Consider the following 23,796-nt stretch of genomic DNA (forward strand, 5'->3'; position numbering starts at 1 on the left):
TGCGGTATTTAAGACCGTATGTCGGCCCGAGTCAATTTTATGACGCTATCTTTGACGATTCGAGGAGACGTTCTGATAGGTTTTGGCGGCGTTACGGTTCTGGCTGACCCCCTTCAATGAGGCTTTCGCCTCGTCGCGGGCCTTCACAGCGGCGGCATCGGCCTCGGCCACAAAACGATTCAGCGCTTCCAGTCGCTCTCGCACCAGTGTGGCATCAAGGCAGCCCTTCTCGAGCTCAGCCATCAACGGTTCCACCGTCGGTCGAACCCGGGCATTAAGCTGGCCCAATCGTTCCCAATCCTGGTTGTCCAGGGCCAGGGTTAATTCGTCTTGAAGCTGATCCAGATCGGAAAGGAGGTTTTCAGGGTTGGCCATCAGCAATCTCCGTGGTCTGCGGGACAGACTGGCCAACGAAAGGGCGCCACCGGAAACAATGGCGCCCCGCAAGCGGACGGTTAACGCCGTGCAGCGCGACGGGCCGCAGAGGCGGTAAACTCGTTACCACGATACCCCGGCGCGAAATCATAGGCGGGGTAACCATTGTCCAGACCATCAATGTAATAACGGTTTGCCTTCAGATCATACGTCATTTCCATGGTGGTCCAGAAGACCGGCTCGCTGTAGTAGCTGATATTGTGAGCCTCGGAAACGCGCCATAGCTCGCCCTTCTCGTTGTACTCCTCAGAAACCAGAATCTGCCAGCTATCTTCGTCAATGTAGAACACACGGCGCTCATAAATGTGGCCGATACCGGTACGACGCTTGGCCTCTACCACCCACACCCGATGCAGCTCATAGCGAGCAAGACTCTGGTTGATGTGGTTGGGGCGGATGACGTCCTCAGGGCGAACACTGGAATCGTGAAGCTTGTATCCGTTGTAGGGAACCAGCAGCTCCCGTTTACCTTTGAGTTCCCAGTCATACTGGTTTGGAGCGCCGTTATACATATCTTTCTGGTCTACCGAACGCAGAGAGGACGAATTCGGCAGGTCTGTCTCGTAGGCCAGGTTCGGAGAACGGCGCAGGCGTCGGGAACCGGCGTCATAACGCCATGCAAGGCGAGGTGAACGAACCTGGTCCAGAGTCTCGTGTACCAGGGTGATGGTGCCCGCCAGCGTGGTTGGGGCGATCGTCTCGGTTTTCAGGTAGAAGATCTTGTTGTCGATATCGGCAAGATCCGCGCCTACCTGACTGTACGCGAGGAAATAATCATAGTGATTGACCACCGGGTTGAAGGAACCGTCTTCCTGAGGGGTGGCTGAAGCACTACGGAAGGACACTTCCTCACCACGATACCGGAGAATGTGGTTCCAGATCGCTTCCAGACCATTCTGTGGAATGGGGAACGGACTGGTCATGATGGTGTCTCTTACCCCGTTACCATTATCCAAAAGCTCGGCGGTCAGGGCATTCTGGCGAAACTTCTCGTATACATGTTCGGGAAACGCCGCTGTCCGACGGGTTTCATACACCGGCATGAAAAATGCCGGACCATATTGCTCCAGCATCCGGATGTGGCCGTCCGACAACTTATCCCGGTAAAGATCAAGGTTATCCCCCGTCACCACATACAGGGCGTCATCGCCAGGGAACGGATTGATTTCTACAGACCCCTCGCGCCAATTCGCCGGTGGCGTGGCAAGCCCGCCATCCCAGGCTGGAATGGTGCCCGCCGCGTTGCCCGCGCGCTCGGCACCAACCGGTGTCAGCTCATTGTTCAGGCGCGCGGCTTCAGCCTGTGTTACCTTTGCCAGCAGCGGACTGGACGCCCCCATAACAGCAACTGCGATGGCAGCAATAAATCGGTTTCGCATCCTCAACCTCCAGCGTGAGTCACATGAGTGGTCAATACTCACCCAATTTGACGCTCTTTGTGCCAGTTTCAAACGCCCGTTTCAAGTGGTTGTTTGTAGTTTCTTGTGACAAGAGCATTTCCACAAAGCGGATAGAGCGAGAAATAAACAGCCAAAAATGGTAGACTCCCAAAGTTTTACCGGCCCTGTTTCTCTGATTTTTCGCTCGCAGGTTTCCTCATGGCATCACAATGGCACACCCTGGTTTCGCAAAAGCTGTTTCTGGCCAAAACGTTACTAGTCCGGGTTGAGCAAGACGAAGCGGCGACTGCACCAGAACGAGAAGCCCAACTGCAAGGTGCCATTGAGTTGTTGCTGCGGGCTCGCGAACTCCTGCTGGTAATGATTGCCCGATGTCACCAGAACAAAGTCGACAGACCGGCCTCCATTGACGAGCTGGAGGCGTTGTTTCCCTATGCGATTGCAGAAGGCGGGATGTTGAAGGAACTGGCTGAAACACCAGGGAGCTGGTGGCAACAGCTGAATCAGTTGGAGGCTGCCGCTGGAGAACCGCCCAAGACACGGAAAACCGTGACGGAAGAAAACATCATTGCGGTTTCGGCGGATCAGGGGCCAGATCGGTCCGTTCAGGCTCTGAACAAGATACTGGCTGCCATGACCGTATTGACCAGAGAGATAGACGAGCAACACAGCGAGTGGTAATCCGCCTGCCGGAGCCAATCCATTAACATACGCTGACAGCAGATAAAGGTTGAATGAATGTCACCTTCGTTTTTTGAAATTGTACAACTCGCCGACGGCGACTACGCGCTTCGCCGGATTGATGACGACGCAGCTCCACTTGTGCGCATCTCATTCTCTGATGAGGCCAGAGAAATGCTGGAAGACCGGGACATGAACGTCGCCAAGGCGATGATTGCCGCTGGCATCGAGGCCGCTGGCAACATCAGCCACGACATTGACTGGGAAGAGGACGAAAGCGAGTTCGCCGACAATCAGCCCCACTACACCTTGCATTGAGCACCCGTTATCTCTGGCGCAACACCACACCGTGGCTATTACCCTTGGCAGATGCCTTTTGCAACGCTTCCAGCGCCGCACGGCCCAGCTTGTGAGTCCAGAGCACAACGGCATGGCAGGTGCCTGCGCCCAGCGCCCGCTCAGCCAGCTCTTGTGCTGGGAATTCTGTCGTTGACCGCAACACCAGAATCTCACTGGCCACAATGCCGTGCATTTTCTGCCACTTGGCCACCAGGGACTGGGGAGGATCAATCCACGCCAGCCAACGTTTCTCCTGGTTGAGTTGTGTGAGCATTGGCAGCAGCAACTGGAAATTCTCCACCTGCTCCTCCGGAAGAATAATCTCGGTAACATTGCCACCGAAGCCAGACGCTGAACGTCGCTCCGAACCGGACGCTGCTACCCTGGCCGCCGGTGCCCTTTGGCCAGAGGAAACCGCGCCAGCCGCAACAACAGCTGCAGGCTGAAATGCCATGTTCTGAGTGAAGCTCAACTGTTCCATTACTCACCTACCTGCGCCATGCGCTGCCGAATACGGTATTCAGTGAAGATCGGAGCGGCGGATAACGCCTACGCCGAGACCTTCAATAAACAATTCCTGCTCCGCAAGATCGACCTCAATGGGAGCAAACTCCTCATTCTCTGCAATCAGCCAGACCTTGTTGCCTTCCCTGCGGAAACGCTTGACGGTGACCTCCTCTCCGACACGAGCGACAACGATCTGACCGTTATGGACATCCTGGGTACTGTGCACCGCCAGTAAGTCACCATCCAGAATCCCGATGTCTTTCATGCTCATCCCCCGTACCCGCAAAAGGTAATCTGCTGAAGGAGAGAAGAAGCCCGGCTGCAGCGTGCAGTGATCTTCAATATGTTCCTGCGCCAGAATCGGGCTACCGGCGGCAACCTGCCCGATGACAGGGAGGCCCAGATCTTCTTCGGCCTCCGGCAGGCGAATGCCCCGGCTGGCTCCCGGGACCATCTCGATGGCGCCTTTCCTTGCCAGAGCCCTCAGATGTTCTTCCGCCGCGTTGGCGGAACGGAATCCCAGCTCTGCGGCAATTTCAGCCCTGGTGGGCGGGTAGCCGGTTTCATCCACGTAACGTCGGATAATGTCCAGCACCTGGGATTGTCTTGCAGTCAGTTTCATCAGTCGGGCTCCGGAATTTCGATCCTGTTTTTTTATACAGTGAACTGACTATATACAGTGTTTTATCCAGTGTAAAGCCCTCTCCGTTTCGTTTCCTTCCTGTAACGGGCGACCAACAGCCTGTATGTTATGGTGACGCAAACCAGACACAGGGAAGCCACACACAACCATGACCGTACACGACCGCTGCAAGATGCCGGAACAAACGACAAACCGGGACGGCCAAGAACGAAAAGTCGGGGTTGAGATTGAACTGTCCGGCCTGACCTACGAGGCCCTGGTCCAGCATGCTGCCCGACTGCTTGGGGGAGAGCCTGAGCTGACATCCCGTTATGTCACCCGACTGGATACGGACGCCGGGGCTTTCACCATTGAGCTGGACTCTGATCCTATCAAAGACCTGGATCTTGCCGACGAGCGGCTCCCGGAATCCATTCGGGAACTCGGCAACCACGCCATGGACGTCATTGATTTTGCCGCCGAGAAGATTGTGCCATTAGAGATTGTGGGACCACCGCTCGCAATGTCGGCTCTGGGCATGATCGAGAATCTGGTAGACGAGCTGCGAGACCTTGGTGCTGAAGGCAGCCGGGAGGCCATCTACTTTGCGTTCGGGCTTCAACTTAACCCGGAACTGCCCGATCTTGAACCCGAGACCCTGGTACGTTATCTGCAGGCGTTCGCACTGCTGTATGACTGGCTCAAGTCCCGGCATCAGCTGGATATCAGCCGGAAGTTCACCACCTACATCGAGCCCTGGAGCAGCCGCTACACAGACAAGCTGATGGCGGACGATTACCGTCCTGACCTGGACACACTGATGAGGGACTATCTGCACTACAACCCTACCCGGAACAGGGCATTGGATCTTCTGCCACTGTTCGCTCATCTGAACGAATCGCTGTTGTCCGAATACGTTCAGGACCCCAGGATCAAAAGTCGTCCTACTCTGCACTACCGGCTGCCGGATTGTGATATCGACAATCCCAATTGGCACTTCTCCACAGTCTGGAACGATTGGGTAGTGCTGGAGCAGCTTGCCAACAACCGTCAGGATCTTGATGCCCTGCGGGGCGAATTCCACGAATCCCGGAAGTTCAGCTTCCGCAATCTCACCCGCTCCTGGCGTGAGACCACCGATGAATGGCTGCATCAGCACGGTTATGTCTGACTGGGAAAGCGAAACGGACATCCCCGGCCTCACCATCGGCATCAGTGGCCCGGCCCGGCGAAGTATGGCCCATCGGCTGATCAGTCTGGGCCTGCGCCTGCATGGCGCCAGAACACACTACATCCGCCCGGGCGACCGAACCAACGTCGAACTACTGGACGGGCTGGTACTCTCGGGCGGCACCCACGTGCATCCGTGCCGCTATGGTCAACAACCCCAGGTGACGGCCAGGTATGACCTGAAACGGGATGCAACCGACACCGAGCTTCTCCGCCAGGCGGAGGCGATTAACATTCCGGTGCTGGGTATCTGCCGCGGTGCACAGTTTATCAACGTCTTTCACGGCGGGTCCCTGTGCCAGAACGTTACCCCGTTGCGGGTACATACCCGACATCGACCTTTGTTATTACCCCTCCAAACGGTTCGCCTGGTCCGGGACAGCCGTCTGGGAGGCCTGATGTACAGCCACGTGATTGGCGCCAACCGCATTCACAGCCAGGCCATCAAGCGCCTTGGACAGAATCTCAGAGTGACGGCCGTGGACAACGACCTGTTTGTGCAGGCCATCGAAAACACCGGCCGACAATGGTTGATGGGAGTGCAATGGCACCCCGAATACCTGCTTTACCACACCGGGCACCGTCGCATCTTCAGCCACTTTGTGCACGCCGCCCGGGCCCGGAAACTGGAACGACTGGATAACCGGGAAGGCCCGGAGTTCCACTCATAAGGAGAATGACCATGATCAAACGTCGACTGCCACTTGCGCTCGCCGCCGCCGTCACCGTAATACCCGCGGCAGCCAGTGCCGGAGAAGTGAGCCTGAATGGAGAGGGTATTGTTCGTTACGAACCAGACAGCGCCAGACTGCAGTTCTCAGTCACGGCCGAGCACCCGGATGCCGCAAAGGCCTCTGAACAGGTGTCCGACACCATGGACGAATGGCGCCAGGCCATTGCGGCCTATCGTAATGAGCTGGACGACTATTCTGATGCCGATCTCAGTGTTTACACTCGCATGCTTCCTGTACGGGAACAAGGCCAGGATCCCAAGCGAGTATCGGTGGCAAGCCAGACCGTCAGCTTCTCGATCAACGATCTGGATCTGCTGAATCCGTTGATTGGTGAAGCCAACAAGCTGGGGCTGCAATATCATCTTGGCAGCCACCAGTTTTTCCACTCAGACGAGCAGGGGCTGGAACGCGAGGCTCTGGCAAGGGCCATCGCCGATGCCAGAAGCCGCTGCGAGTTTGTCGCCAAGCAACTCGAGCAACGTTGTGGCGAAGTGGTCAGTCTGAATGTGAACGGCGGCCATCGTCCGGTACCGATGATGCAAGCGGAATCGAAAATGGTCGGTGACGCCGTTTCAAGCGTGGGCCCCAGGGAAATCCAGGCCACCGTCAGCGCCACCTTCGAGCTGGACTGACCTGGCCACTCAGAAGTTCCGTGTATAGAAAATATCCAGTGAGGCCGCCAGACCACTGGCGGCCTCCAGATAGAAGTAGCGGCCCAAATCGTAGCGCAGGGCTACCGTGGTAATGGGTTCAAATATGCCAACACCATAACGGAGGCTTAGTTCGTCTGTGATATAGCCGCTCGCCACCACGGACGCCTGCTCCCCTGAACCCTCCGCCTCCAATGTCAGGTTACGGATACCCAGCTCGTTTCCAATACCTTGTGTGATCTTGCTGGCCTGGGTAAGACCCAGTGACAACGCAGCCCGGCTCATCTGCCCCTCATCCCCCTGGCCCCGGGGCGGACGGCCAAGAATAACGTACGACAAGGCATCACTCTGCGGCATCGACGGTTCCGAGAACACTTCCGTTTCCGGCTCATCCACCGGGCCGGACAACCGGATCCCGGCGACCACCGTATCAACTTCACGGACTGCCTCAATGTCCAAATACGGTCGGGTCAGCGCACCTACAAAGAGAATCCGTGCCCGGCGCAGGTCCAGTTCCTGGCCAAAGGCTTCATAGCGACCATTCACTAACTGCAGCGCACCCCGCGTATCCATGTTGTTGCCAATGCGCAACGTGCCTTCGAGGTTGCCGGTGACACCAAACGCGGCAAACGACACCTCATCCTCACCGACCACCACAGTCACATCCATCAGCATCGACCGAATGGCAGGTTCTTCCCGTTCGACACCCACGATGACTTCATCCTCGGAAACCGATACCGCCGATGGGGGGACGCTCTGGACTTCGATTTCGCCTCTGGGCACCTCAACGCGGCCGGAGACCGACAGCTCTCCAGATTTGAAGGCAATATCCAGATCCGGCGCCACCTCCAACCGGGCATAAGGTTCCAGCGTCACCGGCAGCCGTTCGCCTTTCAGGTTGATCGCGACTTGCGGCGACTGTGCCCACTCCAAGCTCCCGGAGACCTGGCCCTTACTGCGATCATTGCTTTTCCAGCGCCCGCTGATATCGGCCGACTGCCCCCTAAACTCAAGCACTACAAGCAATTCCTCCAGTGGCAGGGGAAGGCCAGGATCAAACACTCGCCCTTCACTAAGCACCAGCTCGCCGGTGACGTCAGGCTTCATCAAGGGACCGTTCAAACGACCACTGCCATTAACCCGCCCCTGAATGTCTTCAATACCGGTAAATGCCGAGAGGAAGGCAAGATTAAGGGCCTGGAGCCGGAATTCACCATCAACCGTGCGGTCACTGGCCAGAGGATCCACAGCAAGATCCAGGTCAAACTGGCCAAGTTCCGGGCCGCTGAAATCCAGGCTGACATTGGCCTCATCCGGTTTAAGATTAGCCTCAACCACTAGCTGGTCATGAGTGATGGGCTGCCAGTCGTCCAGCACCAGAACCCCGAACTCGCCGGCGCCGGCATCAATCCGGATAGTGCCATCAGGACCCGCATCCGTGAGAGTTACGGCAATGTCGGCGTCTATAGTCGATTGCCACCGAAAAGTCTCTGGAAACAACGGTGCCAAAGCACTGGCCGGGAAACCTCGCACTTCATAAGCAATGCGGGAGTCTGGCCACAGTCTCTGGTCAGCCGCACAGACCGAGCTTTGCTGCCAGCGCCAGCAGTGACTGCCAAGTTCAAGAGCCCCGGCCACGTAGGTGAGATCCGCTCTCGTATCCAGCTGCCAGATCTGCCCTGGCTCTGGTACGGAAATCCGGCCCCGGGTCAGCTGTCCGCGCCAACCCGGTAGTTTCTCTCCCAGCCCGCCCGCGAATTCCAGCTCAACCGAAGCTTCAGGATGATCGACTTGCAAAGCCAGGGTGTGGCGCTCCCGGGTGCCGCTGAGGGACGCTACAACCTTGTCGAGTTCCTGGCCAGCGAGACGCAGCTCAGTGCCCGACAGATCAAGGTCCAGCACCCCGTCACTATCAAGTCCCGCCTCAAGCTGCGCCTCGGTAACCAGGAATTGATCCTGCCAGGCCAGATTGCCCGCCGTCAGTGAGAGCTCAGCTTCCGGAGCTTCCGGCGAGCCAGCCAGCCGAAGCCGTCCGGCAGCCTCCCCACCCAGACCAGCCAACAGTTGTTGCGGTGCGGCAAGATCAAAGCGCAGGTCGCCCGCCAGAGATTCGCCATACCGTCCACTGCCCTCAAGCCGGTTATCCCCGACGGACAGGTTGAATTTTTGCACAACCCAGTCTCGCCCCTGGGTGGACAAGGTTCCTTTTGCCTGTGCCGGCTGCTGCCGCCATTGGCCGCTGAGATCCAGATCTGCGAATAATTCGGGCAGCGCCCCCTCCCGCAACTGGCCTCGGGTAGCCGCCGTTCCATTCAAACGCGCTTCCAGTTGCGGCACCCAAAAGCCCGGATTGAATCGATCGAGCTCAAACTGCGCCTCCCAGCTCAGCGGCCCGGAAAACACCAGTTCTGCCTGTCCGGAAAGCGCGCCGGCACCGGTGGTCATGTCCAGCTGGCTAAGGCTCACCGATTGCAGATCCCCTATCAGCCGGGATGTCAGTTCGGCTTCACCCAGGGGCCCCGCCACTGAAGCATCCAGCGCTGCCTGATAACGACCATTACCATACTGAACCTGGCCATCCAGACGTTTCAGCACAACCGGTGGCGGCTCCAGGCCCGGAATCAGGCCGTACCAGGGAAACTCCTCCAGGGTTATGTCTGCGCTGGCATCAATACCGTCACGCCAGGATACCTTGCCGTTCGCACCGAAGCGGCCATCGGAATTGCCCTCCCGATCCCGCGCGATCATCGTAACCTCGACGCCGGAAGCGCCTTGGAGGGTCACCAGACCCTGAACTGACGCCTCCACTGGCCCGGTGGACGCCGGGAGCATCGCCCGGGTTCGGGTATCGAAGCCCCGAGCCAGGCTACCATCGAGTTCCAGCCGCCATTGGCCCAGCGTCAGGGTTTCAGGCACGGCGCTGTGCGGCCGAAATTCCGGCGACTGAAGCTTCAGGGTAGCCGGCAGATCGACATCAAGCGGATCCAATTCCCCCTCAAGGCGGGCATCGAGGTAGCCGCTGCTGGCGCCTGCCAAACGAAGATCCCGGGCGCTGCCGGACAGATCCAGGGCAATCTGCCAGTCGTCTCCGCTCGGTGGTGGCAAGGTCACGTTGACTGAAAGAGTCAATGGCCAGTCCCGACGCATCTCGGCTCGGCCATTGGCGGTCACCAGAATATCACCGCGTTCATACAGAAGGTGGTCAATGTTCAGGGTGGCACCCGACGCCCGGGCATCCAGCTCGACCCGATTCCAGACCAGGTTGTCATTTACCGTCAGTGCCCCGAGCCGGACTTCACGGATATTCACACCCAGGGGCAGATTGACTAAAGGCAACTGGATATCACCTCGTGGCTGATCAGCCTGGTCGGGGGATTCCTGCACAGTAACCGCGATACTGGCCGCCTTGAGCGTGTCCAGACATACCGTCAGCTCAAGAAGGCACGACGGTGACCAGTCAATTTCCGGTTCGCTCACCTGCACGCCAACACCATAGCCCTGCCAGACCAGGCCATCGGCCCGCCACTGCCCCAGCATCGAGCCCTCGGCAGCTTCCGTCCGCAGGCCTGGTACCTGTTCAATGACCCAGGCGGTTCCCGTCTCACTGCGCAGGGCCAGCAGAACTGCAACCACCAGCAACAGGGGCACCAGCAGCAGTACCAGGACAATAACCAGCGGCCAGAACCACCAATGCCGGGATTTTCGGGTTTCCGGTTCGGCATCCGGGGCCTGTGTATTTCTGGATCGCGCCTCGGTCACAGTTCCGGCCCCATGGAAAAGTGAATCCGCCAGCCACCGCCAAGCTCCTCATTCAAACCCCTGGCAACATCCAGGCGAAGCGGCCCCACGGGGCTGACCCAACGAATCCCCACCCCAACACCGGTCGCCAGCGGATCAAAGGCATCGTTCACGGCATTACCCTCATCCACAAAGGCGGCCACACGCCAGTTCCTGGCAAACTCATACTGGTACTCAGCACTCCCCACAATGAGATATCGACCGCCAACGGCCACACCATCGCTGTCCTCCGGTGAAAGCGTCTCATAACCATACCCTCGTACGCTTTGGTCACCACCGGCAAAGAACCGCAGAGAGGGCGGCACATCGGAAAAATTATTGGTGGCAACACCGCCAAAGTTGAATCGGGCAAGAAAACGATGGTTGTCAGCCAAGGTGTACAGACCCTTGGCAAGCAGATTGACATGCAGAATATCCGCATCTGAAAGCACAGCCCGGTGGGCCCCGGTAACATCCAGCTGTAAACGGAATCCCCGGGACGGATCCAGTGGCGAATCCGCCTGCAGCTTTGAATAGCTCACACCCGGCAGAAGCAGGCTGGAGGTTCCTCGCTCACCGTCACCAATGCGAAAGCGCTCGCCTTCCCAGCGCATCGACAACACCTGCATCCAACCGTTGTCCAGTTGATGGTTCCATTGCTGACCGAAGGTCAGGCGCTCGGACTCAACGTCTTCCACATGTTCCCGCTGATACCCGGTGCCCAGGCGAATGGAATCGGTCATGGGCGGGTCAAGAGGCAGCTCGTACCAACCACTGACACTCTGGCGCAGTTCAGATAGCTCGGTGTCTGCCCCTCTCTTGTGCCCCATGGAGTTAATATAGTGCTCCCGCCAGTTGCCGCGGAAACGCGGCCCCACATCGGTCGAAAACCCGACGCCCGCAGACACCGATCTGGGAGGCCTTGGAGTGAGACCGATTGTCACTGGAATAACACGATCCTCTGCCTGGGAAGGAGAGGCATCAATGTCGACGCCAGAAAAATAGCCGCTGTTGGAGAGATCCCGGTTCAACCGGGCCACCTTGTCGGCATGAAACGGCTCGCCCGGCTCTGTGGTTACAAATTGCCGCAGCAACTGCTCATCAAAACCATGGCCTTCCAGAAAGGTGACCTCACCCAGTTGGTAGCGTTCACCGGTGCGATAGGTAAGCAGGATATCCGCGGCGTTGGCGTCCGGGTCGACCTTCAGCTTTCGGGTCTCATACTCGCCATCAAAGTAGCCCAGGCGCCCTGCCCGGTTCTGGATCGCCTGCCGCAAACCGTCATATTCACCATGATGCAGAATATCACCTTCCCGGGGACGCTCCGGGAGGCTTTGCACCAGGCCCGGATCGTCGGCCCCAGGCCCCTGGATATCCACCTGCCGGGATCGCACGCGCACGGGCTCGCCGGGAACGATGGTCAGCACCAGCTCCGCTGGCGCTTCATCCTGTTCATTCACTTGCCAGCGTATGGTCGGATTGTAGTATCCGAGGGCCCGGACCGCTTCTTCCACCTGGGCGGCGGCGCTGGAGGCGTAACGCCGCAATCCGTCAGCGGTTCTGTCCTGTACCTCACCCAGCAGGATTTCCGCGTTCTCCTGCAATTGGTCGTAATCCCCCTCGACCTCTACCCGAACCTGGTTGGCAAATCCCGAGCTCGCCTGCCATAACAGCAACCATATCACCGGCCTGATCGCTGCTTGAATGTGAGTCCCGAATAACCGCATCAAAGGATGGCTGCCCTGACCAGATAAAGTGAGTGTTCCCTGTCACAGGGGCGAGAGTTTACCCGCAAGAACGGGGCGCTATCCATGCCCGCCGTATTAAGATTAGCAGCATAACGCCATCGCCGTTGCCACCGTCAGCCTCGTACCTGATCCAGAAATAGGCTAACCTGTCAGACACTTATAGAGTCATAGACAGGTCCTACGGATGCTTCATGTAAACCGCGAAAACCTGAAATCCAGTCATCAGTTGATCTGGTTCCTGATCGACTTTCTGATGCTTGGCCTGTTGATCATCAACCTTTCGTTCATCATCTGGGATTCCATCTACAACTTCGTGGCTGTGCAGAATCTCCTCAAAGACTACGCGCCGGCACTGCAATCTGCCTACCACCCCATTCATGAACGCTTCATCTTCTACGACCTGATCTTCGTGGCCATTTTCCTGAGCGAATTTGTATTGCGCTGGGGTTATTCAATCAGGGCAAAAGTCTATGACCGCTGGTACTTCTATCCGTTCATCCACTGGTACGATCTGGTGGGCTGCATTCCGGTTGGCAGCCTCCGGTTTCTGAGAATCCTGAGGGTGATCTCTATTATCTACCGGCTGCATCAGTACAAGATCATCGATTTCACCAACACCCGGCTGTTCCGGTTCGTTAATTTCTACTACGAAGCATTCATGGAGGAGCTGTCTGACCGGATTGTCCTGAAAGTACTCAGCGGTGTTCAGGAAGAAGTTCGGCGGGGCTCGCCTCTGTTTGAGCGTATCCAGCAGGATATTCTTTATCCGCGGCGGGACATGCTGTCAGAGTGGATTTCAGAGCGGGTGGCAGTGGCAGCCAAGGAGGGTTACGTACCAAATCGCGGCGCACTGAGGGCCTATCTGGAAAACCGGGTGGACCAGGCCTTGAAGCAGAATCTGGAGCTGTCCCGGTTGAAATACCTGCCAGTGGTGGGGCCAACCATCCAGGACACACTGGAGAATGCGGTGGGTGACATTGTCGCCAATGTGATTCACCAGATTCTCGAAGACCTCGCCTCCACCTCCAACCATGCGTTTATTGAAGATATCGTCAACGTGTTCCTGCCCGAACCTGGCCAACAACAGGAAGAGGCCGAAAACGAAGCGCTAATCAACCTGATACTGGAGGTGGTCGACGCCATCAAGGACCAGGTCCGGGTCAAACACTGGCGCGAGAATCTGCCCTGACAGGAATTGCTCGTTACTGTGGCAACCCATCGATGACCGCCTGACAGACCTGTTCCTGGTTCAACCCCTGGCCCTTGATGGCCAGGTCCGCGTAGCGGGTATAAAGGGCGAAACGCTCTTCAAATAACGCTTCCAGCGACTGGTCGGGCCGACGGGAGATACCGCGGAGGCTGTAATTGCCGATACGTCTGCGCACCTCATCCAGAGAAATATCGAGAAACACTACGGTGCCCTTCTGCCTCAGGTGTGTCATCGCGGCCTCACTGTACACCGCGCTACCACCGGTGCTGATGACCTGACCTTCAACCTCAAGAGCCAGCAGTACCTGCTCTTCAATCCGACGCAGGGCCAGATAGCCGTCCTGGTCAACGATCTCCTGCAGCGTTCGCCCGGCCTGCTCCTGTATCAGCAGATCGGTATCGATAAACCCCAGGCCCAGGCGTTTTGCCACCAACACCCCGACGGTGCTTTTGCCGCTGCCAGGCATGCCGATAAACACCAGATTTCTGCGCCCGGTGGTCATGCTGATTCACGAGCCTCTGCCGAACGACAGGCCGCCGCGGTGAACAGAACATCGGTTGATGAGTTCAATGCGGTTTCGGTGGAATCCTGAACCACGCTGATGACAAAACCAATGGCAACCACCTGCATGGCCACTTCCGTGGAGATACCAAACAGACTGGTCGCCAGCGGAATAAGCAGCAGTGAACCTCCAGCCACGCCGGAAACCCCGCAGGCCGCAATAGACGACACCACGCAAAGCAGCAGTGCGGTCGGGAAATCCACCGGAATACCCAGGGTATTCGCAGCCGCCAGGGTAATCACGGAGATGGTGATGGCGGCACCGGCCATATTGATAGTGGCACCAAGCGGGATGGAAATAGCGTAAGTATCCGGGTCCAGCCCCAGCCGGTCACACAGGTTAAGGTTAACCGGGATATTGGCAGCGGAACTGCGGGTAAAAAAGGCGGTGATGGCACTGCCCCTTAAACAGGCGAATACCAGGGGGTAAGGATTCTGGCGGGTGTGGAGGAAGACAATCAACGGATTGGTCACCAGAGCCACAAACAGCATACAGCCAACAATGACGGCCAGAAGGCGGCCGTATTCCAGCAGCGCGCCGATGCCGGCATCGGCCAGGGTATTGGCAACCAGCCCGAAGATTCCCAGGGGCGCAAACCGGATAACGGCCCGGACAATGCCGGAAATTGCATCGGACAGGTCGTTCACCACTTGCCGGGTGGCGTCACGGCCCTGGCGCAGCATTAATCCCAGACCAACGGCCCAGGCCAGAATAGCAATGAAGTTCCCTTCCATCAGGGCGCTGACCGGATTCGTCACCGCGCTCAGCAGAAGATTGCGCAGGATCTCGACGACCCCGCCAGGCGGGTTGCCGCTGACTTCCGGAAGCTCCAGCGTGAGTTCCGTGGGGAAGACAAAGCTGGCGATCACCGCTACCACAGCCGCCACCAGCGTACCGATCACATACAGCAGCAACACCCCACGAATGTGGGTTGGCTGTCCCTGCTGGTGATTGGCAATGGCTGCCGTCACCAGCGCAAACACCAGGATCGGCGCAACCGCTTTCAGGGCTGAGATGAAAAGCTGGCCAAGCAGGGAAACAGATTGGGCGGTTTCAGGCCAGACGACGGCCAGCAAAACGCCGGCAATAATTCCGATGGTGATCTGGGGAATCAACCCCATCTGCAGCAGGGGGCGTACAACACCAAGTCGCCGGGAGGACATCAGAGGGCTCCTTTTGCTTGTTCAGAAAGGGGCATCACCCGGCGATACTGGCCACGGGAATAATCTGCCGCCCAGAAAGCAAAAAAGGCAGATCAGTGAAGGTAACTGACCTGCCTTTTTCTTTTTTGGTAGCGGGAGCTGGATTCGAACCAACGACCTTCGGGTTATGAGCCCGACGAGCTACCAGACTGCTCCATCCCGCATCAAACTTTTTATCAATCAGGTAGAGGCCCGATCAACGTGGCGCGAATACTATAGCTCTGGCCGCCAGCTGTCAAAGAGGATTTCGGTTATTACCTATCCCGCCCGGATCAGCGCTCCAGAATTGCCGTCACGCCCTGGCCGCCAGCGGCGCAGATTGAGATCAGGCCACGACCACTACCTTTCTGCTCCAGCAGCTTGGCCATCGTGGCGACAATACGGCCTCCGGTCGCGGCAAACGGATGCCCCGTGGCCAGACTCGAACCCTTCACGTTCAGCTTGTCGCGATCAATGGTGCCCAATGGTTTTTCCAGCCCGAGGCGCTCCCTGCAGAATCCCGGATCTTCCCAGGCTTTCAGGGTAGATAAAACCTGTGCCGCAAATGCCTCGTGAATCTCATAGAAGTCGAAATCCTGAAGGGTCAGGCCGGCCCTTTCCAGCATCCGGGGTACGGCATAGGCTGGCGCCATCAGCAGGCCCTCTTTCTTGTCGACGAAATCCACAGCAGCCACTTCGGAGAAGGTCAGCCAGGCTTTGACATCCATGTTATGGGCCTTTGCCCACTCTTCGCTGGCCAACAGCACTGCCGACGCGCCATCGGTGAGCGCCGTGCTGTTGGCTGCAGTCATGGTGCCGTTTTCCCGATCAAAACAGGGCTTGAGGGTGGCCAGTTTTTCCAGCGTGGTGTCCGGACGCAGGATATTATCTTTATCGAGACCGGCCATGGGAGTCATCAGATCGTCGAAAAAGCCCTCCTCGTAGGCCTTTGCCAGCTTCTGATGACTCTCCCAGGCCAGGCGATCCTGATCTTCACGGGCGATACTCCATTCTTTGGCAGTCACCTGGCAGTGGTCCCCCATGGACATGCCTGTACGGGGCTCGCCGTTCTCCGGAATCTCCGGCACCAGATGGCTCGGCCGGAAACGGCCAAGAATTTTCAGGCGCTCCTTGGTGGTCTTGGCACGGTTGAGGTCCAGCAGGATTTCCCGGAGCCCTTCGCCCACCCCGATCGGCGCATCAGACGTGGTATCGGTGCCGCCGGCAATGCCGCACTCGATCTGCCCCAACGCGATTTTGTTCGCCACCAGAATCGCGGCTTCCAGGCCGGTTCCGCAGGCTTGCTGGATATCGTAGGCCGGTGTTTCAGGTGCCAGACCACAGCTGAGAACCGATTCACGAGTCAGGTTGAAGTCCCTGGAATGCTTGATCACGGCGCCCGCGACCACTTCGCCCATTTTCATGCCGTCCAGATTAAAGCGATCCACCAGCCCACGAAGCGCCGAAGTCAACAATTCCTGGTTACTGATCTTGCTGTAGGCAGTATTGGAGCGGGCAAACGGAATACGGTTACCGCCAATAACGGCAACCCGTCGAATGCCCTGGCTTGCCCCTTTCACGGGTGCTGAGGTTTTCTTTGCCTGTGCCATCGCTGTGTTTCCTTGTGAGTCAGATGATTCTGTTTCGGTTCACCGATACTGTTGATGAGTCTAGCGCCTGACGGCAGTCTCTCATTGGCAACTCTGACAACGCACAACCTGCGTTCAGTCAATACAATAGCTGGAAGATTCCTTACCCTTTAGGCTAATTTGCAATCAACCAGATGCACAAGGAAGAAAACATGTCTGACCTCTACCTCAAACTCGTGAATACCCCGGTGGGAAAAACCGCCGCCCAGTCTCTTGGCTTGCCGTCACCGGCCCCGCTGAAACGCCTCAAGCGAGTGGATCAGCCTTTTATTGAGGGCGACGTCCTCATTGGAGCCGGCAATGGTGCCCGCGCCATCGCCACCCTTGGCAGCATTGTTGGCGCCAGCCCGGCCACCCTGCACCACGCCACCGGGCCGGAAACCCTGGCCGAATCGGCCAAGACAAGCAACAAGGCTCAGGCACTGGATATCACCGGCGAGGTCTCCGGCAAGTTCTCGGCACTGATTTTCGATGCGTCCGGCCTGCAGAAACCGGATGAATTGCGCGCCCTGTATGACTTTTTCCACCCCACTATCCGGAAACTGGCGACGAATGGCCGGGTTCTGGTGATTGGCCAGGACCCGCACACCTGCCGCAAGGCGCCCCAGGCCGCTGCACAACAGGCACTGGAAGGCTTCGTACGAGCCGTTGGCAAAGAGATCGGCAAAAAGGGCGCTACCGCGAACCTGGTCTGGATAGCACCCAATGCTGAAAACCAGCTGGATTCCTCGGTTCGGTTCTTCCTGTCGCCACGCTCAGCCTACGTCTCCGGGCAGGTGGTTCGCATCGGCAAAGCCGACGAAGCCAAAGCCACCAATCCGGTCGCACCATTGGCAGGCAAAGTGGCCTTGGTGACCGGCGCGTCCCGAGGCATTGGCGCCGCTATCGCTGAAACCCTGGCCAGAGATGGGGCAACCGTCATCGGGCTCGACATTCCGCCGGCACTCGAGGAATTGCAGAAAGTAACCGGCGCTCTGAAAGGCAAGGCGCTCGCCTGCGACATCACCGATGAAAAGGCGCCAAAGCTGATCGCAGACTTTATCGAAAAGGAAACCGGCGGTGTCGACTTCGTCATCCACAACGCCGGCATCACCAGAGACAAAACCCTAGGCAACATGCCCGAACATTTCTGGGATATGACCATTGCCGTCAACCTGACTGCAGAAGAGCTGATTGACGAGGAACTGGCGGAGCGCAAACTGATGCGGGAAAACGGCCGCATCGTCTGCATTTCTTCGATCAGCGGCATCGCAGGCAATTTCGGCCAGACCAACTACTCCTGCGCCAAAAGCGGCGTGATCGGCTATGTTGAAGCCATGGCCCGTCATCTGAAGAACGGCATCACCATTAACGCCATCGCACCGGGCTTTATCGAAACCCAGATGACTGCCGCCATGCCGTTTACCATCCGTGAGGCCGGTCGACGCATGAACAGCCTGTCTCAGGGCGGGCAACCGGTTGATGTGGCCGAGGCTATCGCCTGGTACTGCAACCCAGCGTCTGCGGGCGTGAACGGGAACGTGGTTCGGGTATGTGGCCAGTCCCTGATCGGCAAGTAATTCAGAAAAGGCACTACAGGAAGAGGCCGGTCAGGGTAACCCTGCCCGGCCTTTTTGCGGCTCACCAAAGGAGCTTGGCGTTTTCTGAGGGCATAAAAAAAGCAGACCAGATTGGTCTGCTTTTTAGAATCTGGTGGGTGGTGCAGGGATCGAACCTGCGACCCTCGCCTTGTAAGGGCGATGCTCTCCCAGCTGAGCTAACCACCCAGGGTAAGGTGGCGGAGCGGACGGGACTCGAACCCGCGACCCCCGGCGTGACAGGCCGGTATTCTAACCAACTGAACTACCGCTCCGCATCGATTCAGCTTTGCCGAATCTGAACTCTGTTTTGAAAGTGGTGGGTGGTGCAGGGATCGAACCTGCGACCCTCGCCTTGTAAGGGCGATGCTCTCCCAGCTGAGCTAACCACCCACTTTCGCTGCCTTACTTTACTTCAGGCTCAAAACAGTCACTTGCTGCGCTTGGCGCCTGCTGAGTCAGCGTTGCTGTCTCAACCAAGTGAGACGCGCATTTTAAGCATTTCGCTCACTGTGTCAAATGTTTTTCCGAAAAATACTGAACTTTTTTCCGAGACGCTCTCAGGCGAACATTTATTGATCAAAATCAGAACGTTGTACTGTTTTACCCTGTTCAGGGAAGGGCCGTATTTCCGCAGACTTCTGGCCTGCCTGCTGCCCCTTTCGCTTCAGAGCCAGCTCACTCACTCGCGCCCGGCGCTCGCCAGGCACCGCCTGACTGGCAAGCGCCTGGTTAAGGTCATCAAGGCGTTGCCGAGCCTCCCGCCAGGACTCTTCAAGCAACGGACCAACCTGCCCGGCCAGCCTGTCAATACGCAGCCGGAACGTATCTTTGAAGGACATTGTTTTTATCTCTCTTCACTACACCATCCCCAGTGTAGACATTGCCTAGAAGATCCACCAGCCTCCCGATTCCGCCTCTTCCCTGCGCTCGCGCTCAAGTTCCAGTTGGGCATACTCCTGCTCCAGCGCCTTCAGCTTGCGATCGGCTTCCAGCGGCACCGTTGGCCCACCCCCGAATGGCCAGAACCAGGAGGTCTCCTCATATTTACCCTGCTGCTGCAGGCGCTCAATCTCCAGCTCGCGCTCCTGCTCAAGAGCCAGCTTCCGCTTCTCGTAGTCGGTATCTTCGTTAACTTCGACAATCGACGTTGCGGCATGGTTCGGCGCCAGTAGATCGCTGTTCAGGAACAGGGTGGACACAATTTCGTCCGACTGCATGGCGTATTCACGGGTAACCAGCTGCAGCTCGCCGGAGGCCAGCGGGTGCTCCGGGTCCAGGTCCGGATGAGGGCGCGAGGGCTCCTCCAGTTCGTTGTATCTCAGGTAGTAGATCTTGCCAGACTCCACCTTCAGAGTGGCATCCGCAATCAGGCTCAAACTGAAGGAGTTCAGGCCTTCAAGCCCAAGCAAAGGCCGACGCATGGCGATGTGCCGTTCACCGGGGCTCACTTCCAGCCAGGTAAAGCTGTTATTGCGGATGTTGAAATAGTGCTTGTCGTCAATATAGACGCTGGGAGACTCGATCTCATCCGCCGCCCATTGGGAGTGGGTACGGTAGAAATACAACAAGGCATTGCTCTGGTCCCACTGATCGGTGTCGATATGCACGAAATCATGGCCCGACACCGGATGCAGAAAGCCACCCACACTCTTGCCGATAGACTGATAAACGGTGCAGCCAGACAACACCAGAAAGCATGCCACAACGGCGGCACTTTTAACGAAAGGCACTCGGATTTTCATTGTTATGCACTCTTCATCCCTTATCGAGTAGGGACGATCATAACAACTGGCCACCACAAGAAATGAGAGCTACCGCAAGGGATGAATACAAACCGTTACATTCACCCCCGGCAACCGTTACTGCCCTGAGTTCGACGCCCTGAGCTGATTGACCTCCTCCGACAGGCGCACGAGGCGCGAGGTAAGTTGGGCACGGGAAGCATCGATGGATTCCACGGTCCGGGCCAGTTCTGCCAGTCGATTCCGCAGCGCCTGAACATCACCGGCTCCTGCGAGGCCGTCCGTTCGAGCCTCAACGGAGGACAGCCGGCTTTCAATACCATCGATACCCAGTTTCTGCTCTTGCTCAAACCGGCGGATACGGCTCTCTACCACCTGATCGATATCACCGATCTGCTGACTCAGCCTGGTCAGTTGCGACGTCGCCTCACTATTTGCCTGCTCCAGCGCAGCCACAGACGTCTCCAGCTTCTGGCTCAGTTGGGCGATATCTCCAGCAAACGTGGTACGAACCTGCTCGAGCGTGGTTTCCAGATCTGACACCGATTTACCGGTCTCGGCCAGATTCTGATCCAGCACCGAGAGCCGCTGACCATGCTCCTCAAGCTGTTTCCGGTTACGCTCATTGGCAACCACCCAGAGCTTGCGGATTTCACTGTTGGCGGTCTCAACCTTTTCCGCATTGGCCGCTATCTTTTCCTCCAGAGAGGCACCCCGCTCCTGCAAGGATTCCCCGGTTTCCGAAAGCTCGCCCTCAAAACGGGCCAGCGCCAGCTTACTTTGCCGCGCCCAGTAATCCGCCTCTTCCAGTTGACTCTCCAGCGCCGCGATGCGCTTACTCTGGCTATACCACCCTGCGCCAGCAGCCACCGCAAGCCCGAAAATCGCTCCCCAGACAAGAACTCGTCCACCACGACCACCGCCTCCGCCAGAGCCCGCAGCTGCACCTGGCGGCCTGGCTTTGGGAGCCCCACGCCCAGTCTCACGCTCTTTACTGGCACGAGGGGTTCGCGCTTCCCCGGCGCCGATCGGGGGTTCTGCTCTCAGCTCATCTTCGTCCGGGCGGATGGGTTCCATTACAGCTCCTGGAAATGGATGGTTTAATTGTATAACCGACGATAATACCTGCAGTTACGGACAGGTTAAAATGAAGGCTTCTAAAGAAAGCGCTCCGGCACCCGGACGCCCGGGCTTGCCGTGTTGCACGGCAACTGGCCAGAACATACAATGGCCGGCTTTCCAATTATCACAGGACTGTTGCTTATGCAGCCGCTTGTTGGACTCATCATGGGCTCCAAATCTGACTGGCCCACCATGGAACACGCTGCCGATATGCTCGACAAACTCGGCGTGCCCTACGAAACCCGGGTTGTCTCCGCCCATCGCACACCGGATCTGCTTTTTGATTACGCCAAGACCGCGGCCGATCGCGGACTGAAGGTCATCATCGGTGGCGCCGGCGGCGCGGCGCACCTGCCGGGCATGGTTGCCTCACAAACGTCTTTGCCGGTGCTGGGCGTGCCCGTACAATCAAAAGCACTGAATGGCCTGGATTCGCTGCTTTCCATCGTGCAGATGCCAGGCGGCATTGCTGTTGGCACCCTGGCGATTGGCAAGGCCGGCGCCACCAACGCAGGCCTGCTGGCAGCACAGATCGTTGGCACGTTCGACGACAAGGTTCGCCAGGCAGTGGAAGACTTCAGGAAAAACCAGACCCAGACGATTCTGGACAACCCTGACCCCAGGGATCAATAACCTATTACCGAGACCAGGCGAGCGGGCCGGGGAGGGCTTTCCAAAACACGCTACAAGCACCTCCCTGTGCGCTTGTTTCGGGCCGTCCATGGCCCTCAACAGTTTTGGAAAGCCCTCCCCGGCCCGCTCTGGCGTCGCCCCAAATAAAGAGCAGGAGAACCAGATGAGAATCGGTGTACTCGGAGCCGGCCAACTCGGGCGCATGCTGGCCCTTGCCGGATACCCCCTCGCAAAGGAATTTGTGTTCTACGACATGTCCGGCAGCCCCAGCGCTGGTCTGGGGGAAGTCATTGTGGATCGCGACGGCAGCTACCTGGACGACTTCCTCTCCCGCGTCGACCGCGTAACCTACGAATTCGAGCACCTGCCTGTTGAAGTGGCGGAGAAGCTGGCCCAACACAAGCCGGTTCACCCCTGCCCCAGGGCACTTCAGGTTTGCCAGAACCGGGAGGCAGAGAAAACCCTGTTCGGCCAGCTTGGCATTCCAACGCCGGAATGGAAAATCGCTGATAGCGCCGCTTCCCTGAAAGCCGCTGCCGAGGCACTTGGCTGCCCGGTGGTAGCCAAATCCATCACTGAGGGCTACGACGGCAAAGGCCAGGCCGTCCTGAGAGATCCGGAACAGGCAGAAGAAGCCTGGACCGCCATCGGCCACCCCAGGGTAATCGTGGAGAAGTTCGTTAACTTCAAACGCGAAGTGTCCATCATCGCTGTTCGCGGTGAGGATGGCGATGTCGCCTTTTACCCCATTGCCGAGAACAGCCACCACGAGGGCATACTGCGCTACTCCATTGCCCCGGCACCCGGACTGCAACCCCACATCCAGCAAGATGCTGAAAAGTACATCAAGGCACTATTGAACGAATTGAACTATGTGGGCGTACTGACTCTGGAACTGTTTGAGACCGAGGACGGCCTGGTAGCAAACGAGATGGCTCCACGGGTCCACAATTCCGGGCACTGGACCATTGAGGGTTCCATGACCAGCCAGTTCGAGAATCACATTCGCGCGGTCAGCGGACACGCTCTGGGCAATGTTCAGGCACGCGGCCTGAGCTGCATGATTAATATCATCGGCGAGCACGGCGACATTGAACGGATGCTGGAACTGCCCTACGCTCATCTTCACCTCTACAATAAAGGGGAGCGCCCAGGGCGCAAGCTCGGGCATGTGAACATTCTGGCAGACAGTTATGAAGAGCTGGTCTGGCGGGTCCGGAACTGCGCTCAGTTTCTGCCCGGCAGCCCCGAGTTTAAAAGCTCTCTCACAACAAAGGGTTGATTTAACTCAAACCGCCCTTATATTGCGAGAGTGTCAACTCACATAAACAGAGAGAACCAGGGAGAACGACCTCATGGCATTTGAACTTCCCGCACTGCCTTACGAAAAAAACGCACTGGAACCGCACATCTCTCAGGAAACCCTTGAGTACCACTACGGCAAACATCACAACACCTACGTAACCAAGCTGAACGGTCTGGTTGAAGGTACTGAGAATGCCAACAAGTCTCTGGAAGACATCATCAAGAGCGCCAGCGGCCCGCTGTTCAACAACGCAGCCCAGGTATGGAACCACACCTTCTACTGGCACTGCCTGAGCCCGAACGGTGGTGGTGAACCCACCGGCGCCGCCAAAGAAGCCATCGAGAAGGCCTTTGGCTCCTTCGAAGACTTCAAGAAAGAATTCAACGACAAGGCCGCCAACAACTTTGGTTCTGGCTGGACCTGGCTGGTGAAAAAAGCTGACGGCAGTGTTGCCATCGCCAATACCAGCAACGCCGAAACTCCGCTGACCGGCGCCGACAAGCCGGTACTGACCGTTGATGTATGGGAGCACGCCTACTACATCGACTACCGGAACAGCCGTCCGAATTACCTGGAAGCGTTCTGGAACCTGGTCAACTGGGATTTCGTGAACGAAAACCTGGCCTGATCCAGCCGGAACAACGGTAGGTAGCAACAACCTGACCGTTGACCAAACGCCCGCACGGGA

22 protein-coding genes and 4 tRNA genes are annotated in these 23,796 nt (G+C 57.7%); 10 read left to right on the top strand and 16 right to left on the bottom strand.

Annotated elements, in window-relative coordinates; translation table 11 throughout:
* Nucleotides 1-45: 45 nt before the first annotated feature.
* A complete protein-coding gene (locus C7436_RS04805) occupies nt 46-375 on the bottom strand; it encodes a hypothetical protein (protein WP_014421030.1) in 330 nt (109 codons plus the stop codon).
* 80 nt (nt 376-455) lie between these two features.
* The gene (locus C7436_RS04810) at nt 456-1,814 is read right to left on the bottom strand and encodes a DUF1329 domain-containing protein (protein ID WP_113878964.1); all 1,359 of its coding nucleotides are present in this window, start codon (nt 1,812-1,814) and stop codon (nt 456-458) included.
* A gap of 219 nt (nt 1,815-2,033) precedes the next feature.
* On the opposite strand from C7436_RS04810, the gene C7436_RS04815 reads away from it, so the two are divergent.
* Both C7436_RS04815 and C7436_RS04820 read left to right on the top strand, forming a co-directional pair.
* Nucleotides 2,034-2,516, top strand: a complete 483-nt coding sequence (locus tag C7436_RS04815) for a DUF6586 family protein (RefSeq protein ID WP_121206860.1) — start codon at nt 2,034-2,036, stop codon at nt 2,514-2,516.
* Nucleotides 2,517-2,573: 57 nt separating this feature from the next.
* Complete coding sequence (locus C7436_RS04820; protein WP_121206861.1) at nt 2,574-2,834, top strand: hypothetical protein; 261 nt, start codon at nt 2,574-2,576, stop codon at nt 2,832-2,834.
* Between the two features lie 7 nt (nt 2,835-2,841).
* Here the strand turns inward: C7436_RS04820 and C7436_RS04825 are convergent, their stop codons facing one another.
* On the bottom strand, nt 2,842-3,336 hold the full coding sequence (locus C7436_RS04825; protein WP_121206862.1) for a cell division inhibitor SulA: 495 nt from the start codon (nt 3,334-3,336) through the stop codon (nt 2,842-2,844).
* A gap of 39 nt (nt 3,337-3,375) precedes the next feature.
* Complete coding sequence (lexA, locus tag C7436_RS04830; protein WP_031210455.1) at nt 3,376-3,987, bottom strand: transcriptional repressor LexA; 612 nt, start codon at nt 3,985-3,987, stop codon at nt 3,376-3,378.
* A gap of 166 nt (nt 3,988-4,153) precedes the next feature.
* Between lexA and C7436_RS04835 the strand changes: the two genes are divergently transcribed.
* Genes C7436_RS04835 through C7436_RS04845 form a run of 3 tightly spaced genes read left to right on the top strand, consistent with a single transcriptional unit; the run spans nt 4,154 to nt 6,580 of the window.
* Nucleotides 4,154-5,155: an amidoligase family protein gene (locus C7436_RS04835; RefSeq protein ID WP_121206863.1), complete on the top strand. Its 1,002-nt coding sequence runs from the start codon at nt 4,154-4,156 to the stop codon at nt 5,153-5,155.
* Nucleotides 5,148-5,885 carry a gamma-glutamyl-gamma-aminobutyrate hydrolase family protein gene (locus C7436_RS04840; protein WP_121206864.1) on the top strand — a complete coding sequence of 246 codons (738 nt, stop codon included), beginning with the start codon at nt 5,148-5,150 and terminating at the stop codon, nt 5,883-5,885. The genes C7436_RS04835 and C7436_RS04840 overlap by 8 nt, the downstream gene beginning before the upstream one ends.
* A gap of 11 nt (nt 5,886-5,896) precedes the next feature.
* Entirely contained in the window at nt 5,897-6,580 is a 684-nt protein-coding gene (locus tag C7436_RS04845) for an SIMPL domain-containing protein (RefSeq protein ID WP_228198057.1), read from the top strand.
* A gap of 9 nt (nt 6,581-6,589) precedes the next feature.
* Here C7436_RS04845 and C7436_RS04850 read toward each other — a convergent pair whose 3' ends face one another.
* Nucleotides 6,590-10,357 carry a translocation/assembly module TamB domain-containing protein gene (locus C7436_RS04850; RefSeq protein ID WP_121206866.1) on the bottom strand — a complete coding sequence of 1,256 codons (3,768 nt, stop codon included), beginning with the start codon at nt 10,355-10,357 and terminating at the stop codon, nt 6,590-6,592.
* Nucleotides 10,354-12,060, bottom strand: coding sequence for an autotransporter assembly complex protein TamA (locus tag C7436_RS04855; protein ID WP_458367880.1), 1,707 nt, complete (start codon nt 12,058-12,060; stop codon nt 10,354-10,356). The genes C7436_RS04850 and C7436_RS04855 overlap by 4 nt, the downstream gene beginning before the upstream one ends.
* 247 nt (nt 12,061-12,307) lie before the next feature.
* On the opposite strand from C7436_RS04855, the gene C7436_RS04860 reads away from it, so the two are divergent.
* Nucleotides 12,308-13,312, top strand: coding sequence for a hypothetical protein (locus C7436_RS04860; protein WP_121206867.1), 1,005 nt, complete (start codon nt 12,308-12,310; stop codon nt 13,310-13,312).
* Between the two features lie 13 nt (nt 13,313-13,325).
* Here C7436_RS04860 and C7436_RS04865 read toward each other — a convergent pair whose 3' ends face one another.
* From C7436_RS04865 to C7436_RS04880, 4 genes are all read right to left on the bottom strand, one after another.
* Nucleotides 13,326-13,835 carry a shikimate kinase gene (locus C7436_RS04865; protein ID WP_121206868.1) on the bottom strand — a complete coding sequence of 170 codons (510 nt, stop codon included), beginning with the start codon at nt 13,833-13,835 and terminating at the stop codon, nt 13,326-13,328.
* On the bottom strand, nt 13,832-15,058 hold the full coding sequence (sstT, locus tag C7436_RS04870; protein WP_121206869.1) for a serine/threonine transporter SstT: 1,227 nt from the start codon (nt 15,056-15,058) through the stop codon (nt 13,832-13,834). The genes C7436_RS04865 and sstT overlap by 4 nt, the downstream gene beginning before the upstream one ends.
* A 126-nt stretch (nt 15,059-15,184) precedes the next feature.
* Nucleotides 15,185-15,261, bottom strand: a tRNA-Met gene (locus tag C7436_RS04875).
* Between the two features lie 108 nt (nt 15,262-15,369).
* Entirely contained in the window at nt 15,370-16,686 is a 1,317-nt protein-coding gene (locus tag C7436_RS04880; RefSeq protein ID WP_121206870.1) for an acetyl-CoA C-acetyltransferase, read from the bottom strand.
* Between the two features lie 191 nt (nt 16,687-16,877).
* Here C7436_RS04880 and C7436_RS04885 point away from each other — a divergent pair, with 191 nt between their 5' ends.
* Entirely contained in the window at nt 16,878-18,284 is a 1,407-nt protein-coding gene (locus C7436_RS04885) for a 3-oxoacyl-ACP reductase (protein ID WP_041656364.1), read from the top strand.
* 131 nt (nt 18,285-18,415) lie between these two features.
* Here the strand turns inward: C7436_RS04885 and C7436_RS04890 are convergent.
* The 6 genes from C7436_RS04890 to C7436_RS04915 form a co-directional block, all read right to left on the bottom strand.
* Nucleotides 18,416-18,491: transfer RNA gene (locus tag C7436_RS04890), tRNA-Val, on the bottom strand.
* A 9-nt stretch (nt 18,492-18,500) separates the two neighbouring features.
* A tRNA-Asp gene (locus C7436_RS04895) sits at nt 18,501-18,577 on the bottom strand.
* Between the two features lie 42 nt (nt 18,578-18,619).
* A tRNA-Val gene (locus C7436_RS04900) sits at nt 18,620-18,695 on the bottom strand.
* 179 nt (nt 18,696-18,874) lie between these two features.
* A complete protein-coding gene (locus C7436_RS04905) occupies nt 18,875-19,144 on the bottom strand; it encodes a hypothetical protein (RefSeq protein ID WP_121206871.1) in 270 nt (89 codons plus the stop codon).
* A gap of 45 nt (nt 19,145-19,189) precedes the next feature.
* Nucleotides 19,190-20,047, bottom strand: coding sequence for a DUF2846 domain-containing protein (locus tag C7436_RS04910; RefSeq protein WP_011785493.1), 858 nt, complete (start codon nt 20,045-20,047; stop codon nt 19,190-19,192).
* A 117-nt stretch (nt 20,048-20,164) separates the two neighbouring features.
* On the bottom strand, nt 20,165-21,124 hold the full coding sequence (locus C7436_RS04915) for a hypothetical protein (RefSeq protein ID WP_121206872.1): 960 nt from the start codon (nt 21,122-21,124) through the stop codon (nt 20,165-20,167).
* A 186-nt stretch (nt 21,125-21,310) separates the two neighbouring features.
* Between C7436_RS04915 and purE the strand changes: the two genes are divergently transcribed.
* The 3 genes from purE to sodB all read left to right on the top strand — a co-directional run bounded on the left by purE (nt 21,311) and on the right by sodB (nt 23,736).
* Nucleotides 21,311-21,802 carry a 5-(carboxyamino)imidazole ribonucleotide mutase gene (gene purE, locus C7436_RS04920; RefSeq protein WP_011785495.1) on the top strand — a complete coding sequence of 164 codons (492 nt, stop codon included), beginning with the start codon at nt 21,311-21,313 and terminating at the stop codon, nt 21,800-21,802.
* A gap of 163 nt (nt 21,803-21,965) precedes the next feature.
* Nucleotides 21,966-23,084, top strand: a complete 1,119-nt coding sequence (locus C7436_RS04925; protein ID WP_023009845.1) for a 5-(carboxyamino)imidazole ribonucleotide synthase — start codon at nt 21,966-21,968, stop codon at nt 23,082-23,084.
* A 73-nt stretch (nt 23,085-23,157) separates the two neighbouring features.
* The gene (gene sodB, locus C7436_RS04930) at nt 23,158-23,736 is read left to right on the top strand and encodes a superoxide dismutase [Fe] (RefSeq protein ID WP_011785497.1); all 579 of its coding nucleotides are present in this window, start codon (nt 23,158-23,160) and stop codon (nt 23,734-23,736) included.
* The last annotated feature ends 60 nt before the right edge of the window (nt 23,737-23,796 follow it).

It is taken from the genome of Marinobacter nauticus, assembly GCF_003634635.1.
Taxonomy (GTDB): Bacteria; Pseudomonadota; Gammaproteobacteria; order Pseudomonadales; family Oleiphilaceae; genus Marinobacter; species Marinobacter nauticus.

What these genes read in the sequence shown, in the direction of transcription:
- C7436_RS04835 (WP_121206863.1), top strand. Translation starts at nt 4,154, where the DNA reads ATGACCGTACACGACCGCTGCAAGATGCCGGAACAAACGACAAACCGG.
- C7436_RS04915 (WP_121206872.1), bottom strand. Translation starts at nt 21,124, where the DNA reads ATGGAACCCATCCGCCCGGACGAAGATGAGCTGAGAGCAGAACCCCCG.
- purE (WP_011785495.1), top strand. Translation starts at nt 21,311, where the DNA reads ATGCAGCCGCTTGTTGGACTCATCATGGGCTCCAAATCTGACTGGCCC.
- C7436_RS04825 (WP_121206862.1), bottom strand. Translation starts at nt 3,336, where the DNA reads ATGGAACAGTTGAGCTTCACTCAGAACATGGCATTTCAGCCTGCAGCT.
- C7436_RS04910 (WP_011785493.1), bottom strand. Translation starts at nt 20,047, where the DNA reads ATGAAAATCCGAGTGCCTTTCGTTAAAAGTGCCGCCGTTGTGGCATGC.
- C7436_RS04810 (WP_113878964.1), bottom strand. Translation starts at nt 1,814, where the DNA reads ATGCGAAACCGATTTATTGCTGCCATCGCAGTTGCTGTTATGGGGGCG.
- C7436_RS04880 (WP_121206870.1), bottom strand. Translation starts at nt 16,686, where the DNA reads ATGGCACAGGCAAAGAAAACCTCAGCACCCGTGAAAGGGGCAAGCCAG.
- sstT (WP_121206869.1), bottom strand. Translation starts at nt 15,058, where the DNA reads ATGTCCTCCCGGCGACTTGGTGTTGTACGCCCCCTGCTGCAGATGGGG.
- C7436_RS04865 (WP_121206868.1), bottom strand. Translation starts at nt 13,835, where the DNA reads ATGACCACCGGGCGCAGAAATCTGGTGTTTATCGGCATGCCTGGCAGC.
- C7436_RS04925 (WP_023009845.1), top strand. Translation starts at nt 21,966, where the DNA reads ATGAGAATCGGTGTACTCGGAGCCGGCCAACTCGGGCGCATGCTGGCC.
- C7436_RS04805 (WP_014421030.1), bottom strand. Translation starts at nt 375, where the DNA reads ATGGCCAACCCTGAAAACCTCCTTTCCGATCTGGATCAGCTTCAAGAC.
- C7436_RS04820 (WP_121206861.1), top strand. Translation starts at nt 2,574, where the DNA reads ATGTCACCTTCGTTTTTTGAAATTGTACAACTCGCCGACGGCGACTAC.
- C7436_RS04905 (WP_121206871.1), bottom strand. Translation starts at nt 19,144, where the DNA reads ATGTCCTTCAAAGATACGTTCCGGCTGCGTATTGACAGGCTGGCCGGG.
- C7436_RS04840 (WP_121206864.1), top strand. Translation starts at nt 5,148, where the DNA reads ATGTCTGACTGGGAAAGCGAAACGGACATCCCCGGCCTCACCATCGGC.
- C7436_RS04885 (WP_041656364.1), top strand. Translation starts at nt 16,878, where the DNA reads ATGTCTGACCTCTACCTCAAACTCGTGAATACCCCGGTGGGAAAAACC.
- C7436_RS04845 (WP_228198057.1), top strand. Translation starts at nt 5,897, where the DNA reads ATGATCAAACGTCGACTGCCACTTGCGCTCGCCGCCGCCGTCACCGTA.
- sodB (WP_011785497.1), top strand. Translation starts at nt 23,158, where the DNA reads ATGGCATTTGAACTTCCCGCACTGCCTTACGAAAAAAACGCACTGGAA.
- C7436_RS04815 (WP_121206860.1), top strand. Translation starts at nt 2,034, where the DNA reads ATGGCATCACAATGGCACACCCTGGTTTCGCAAAAGCTGTTTCTGGCC.
- C7436_RS04860 (WP_121206867.1), top strand. Translation starts at nt 12,308, where the DNA reads ATGCTTCATGTAAACCGCGAAAACCTGAAATCCAGTCATCAGTTGATC.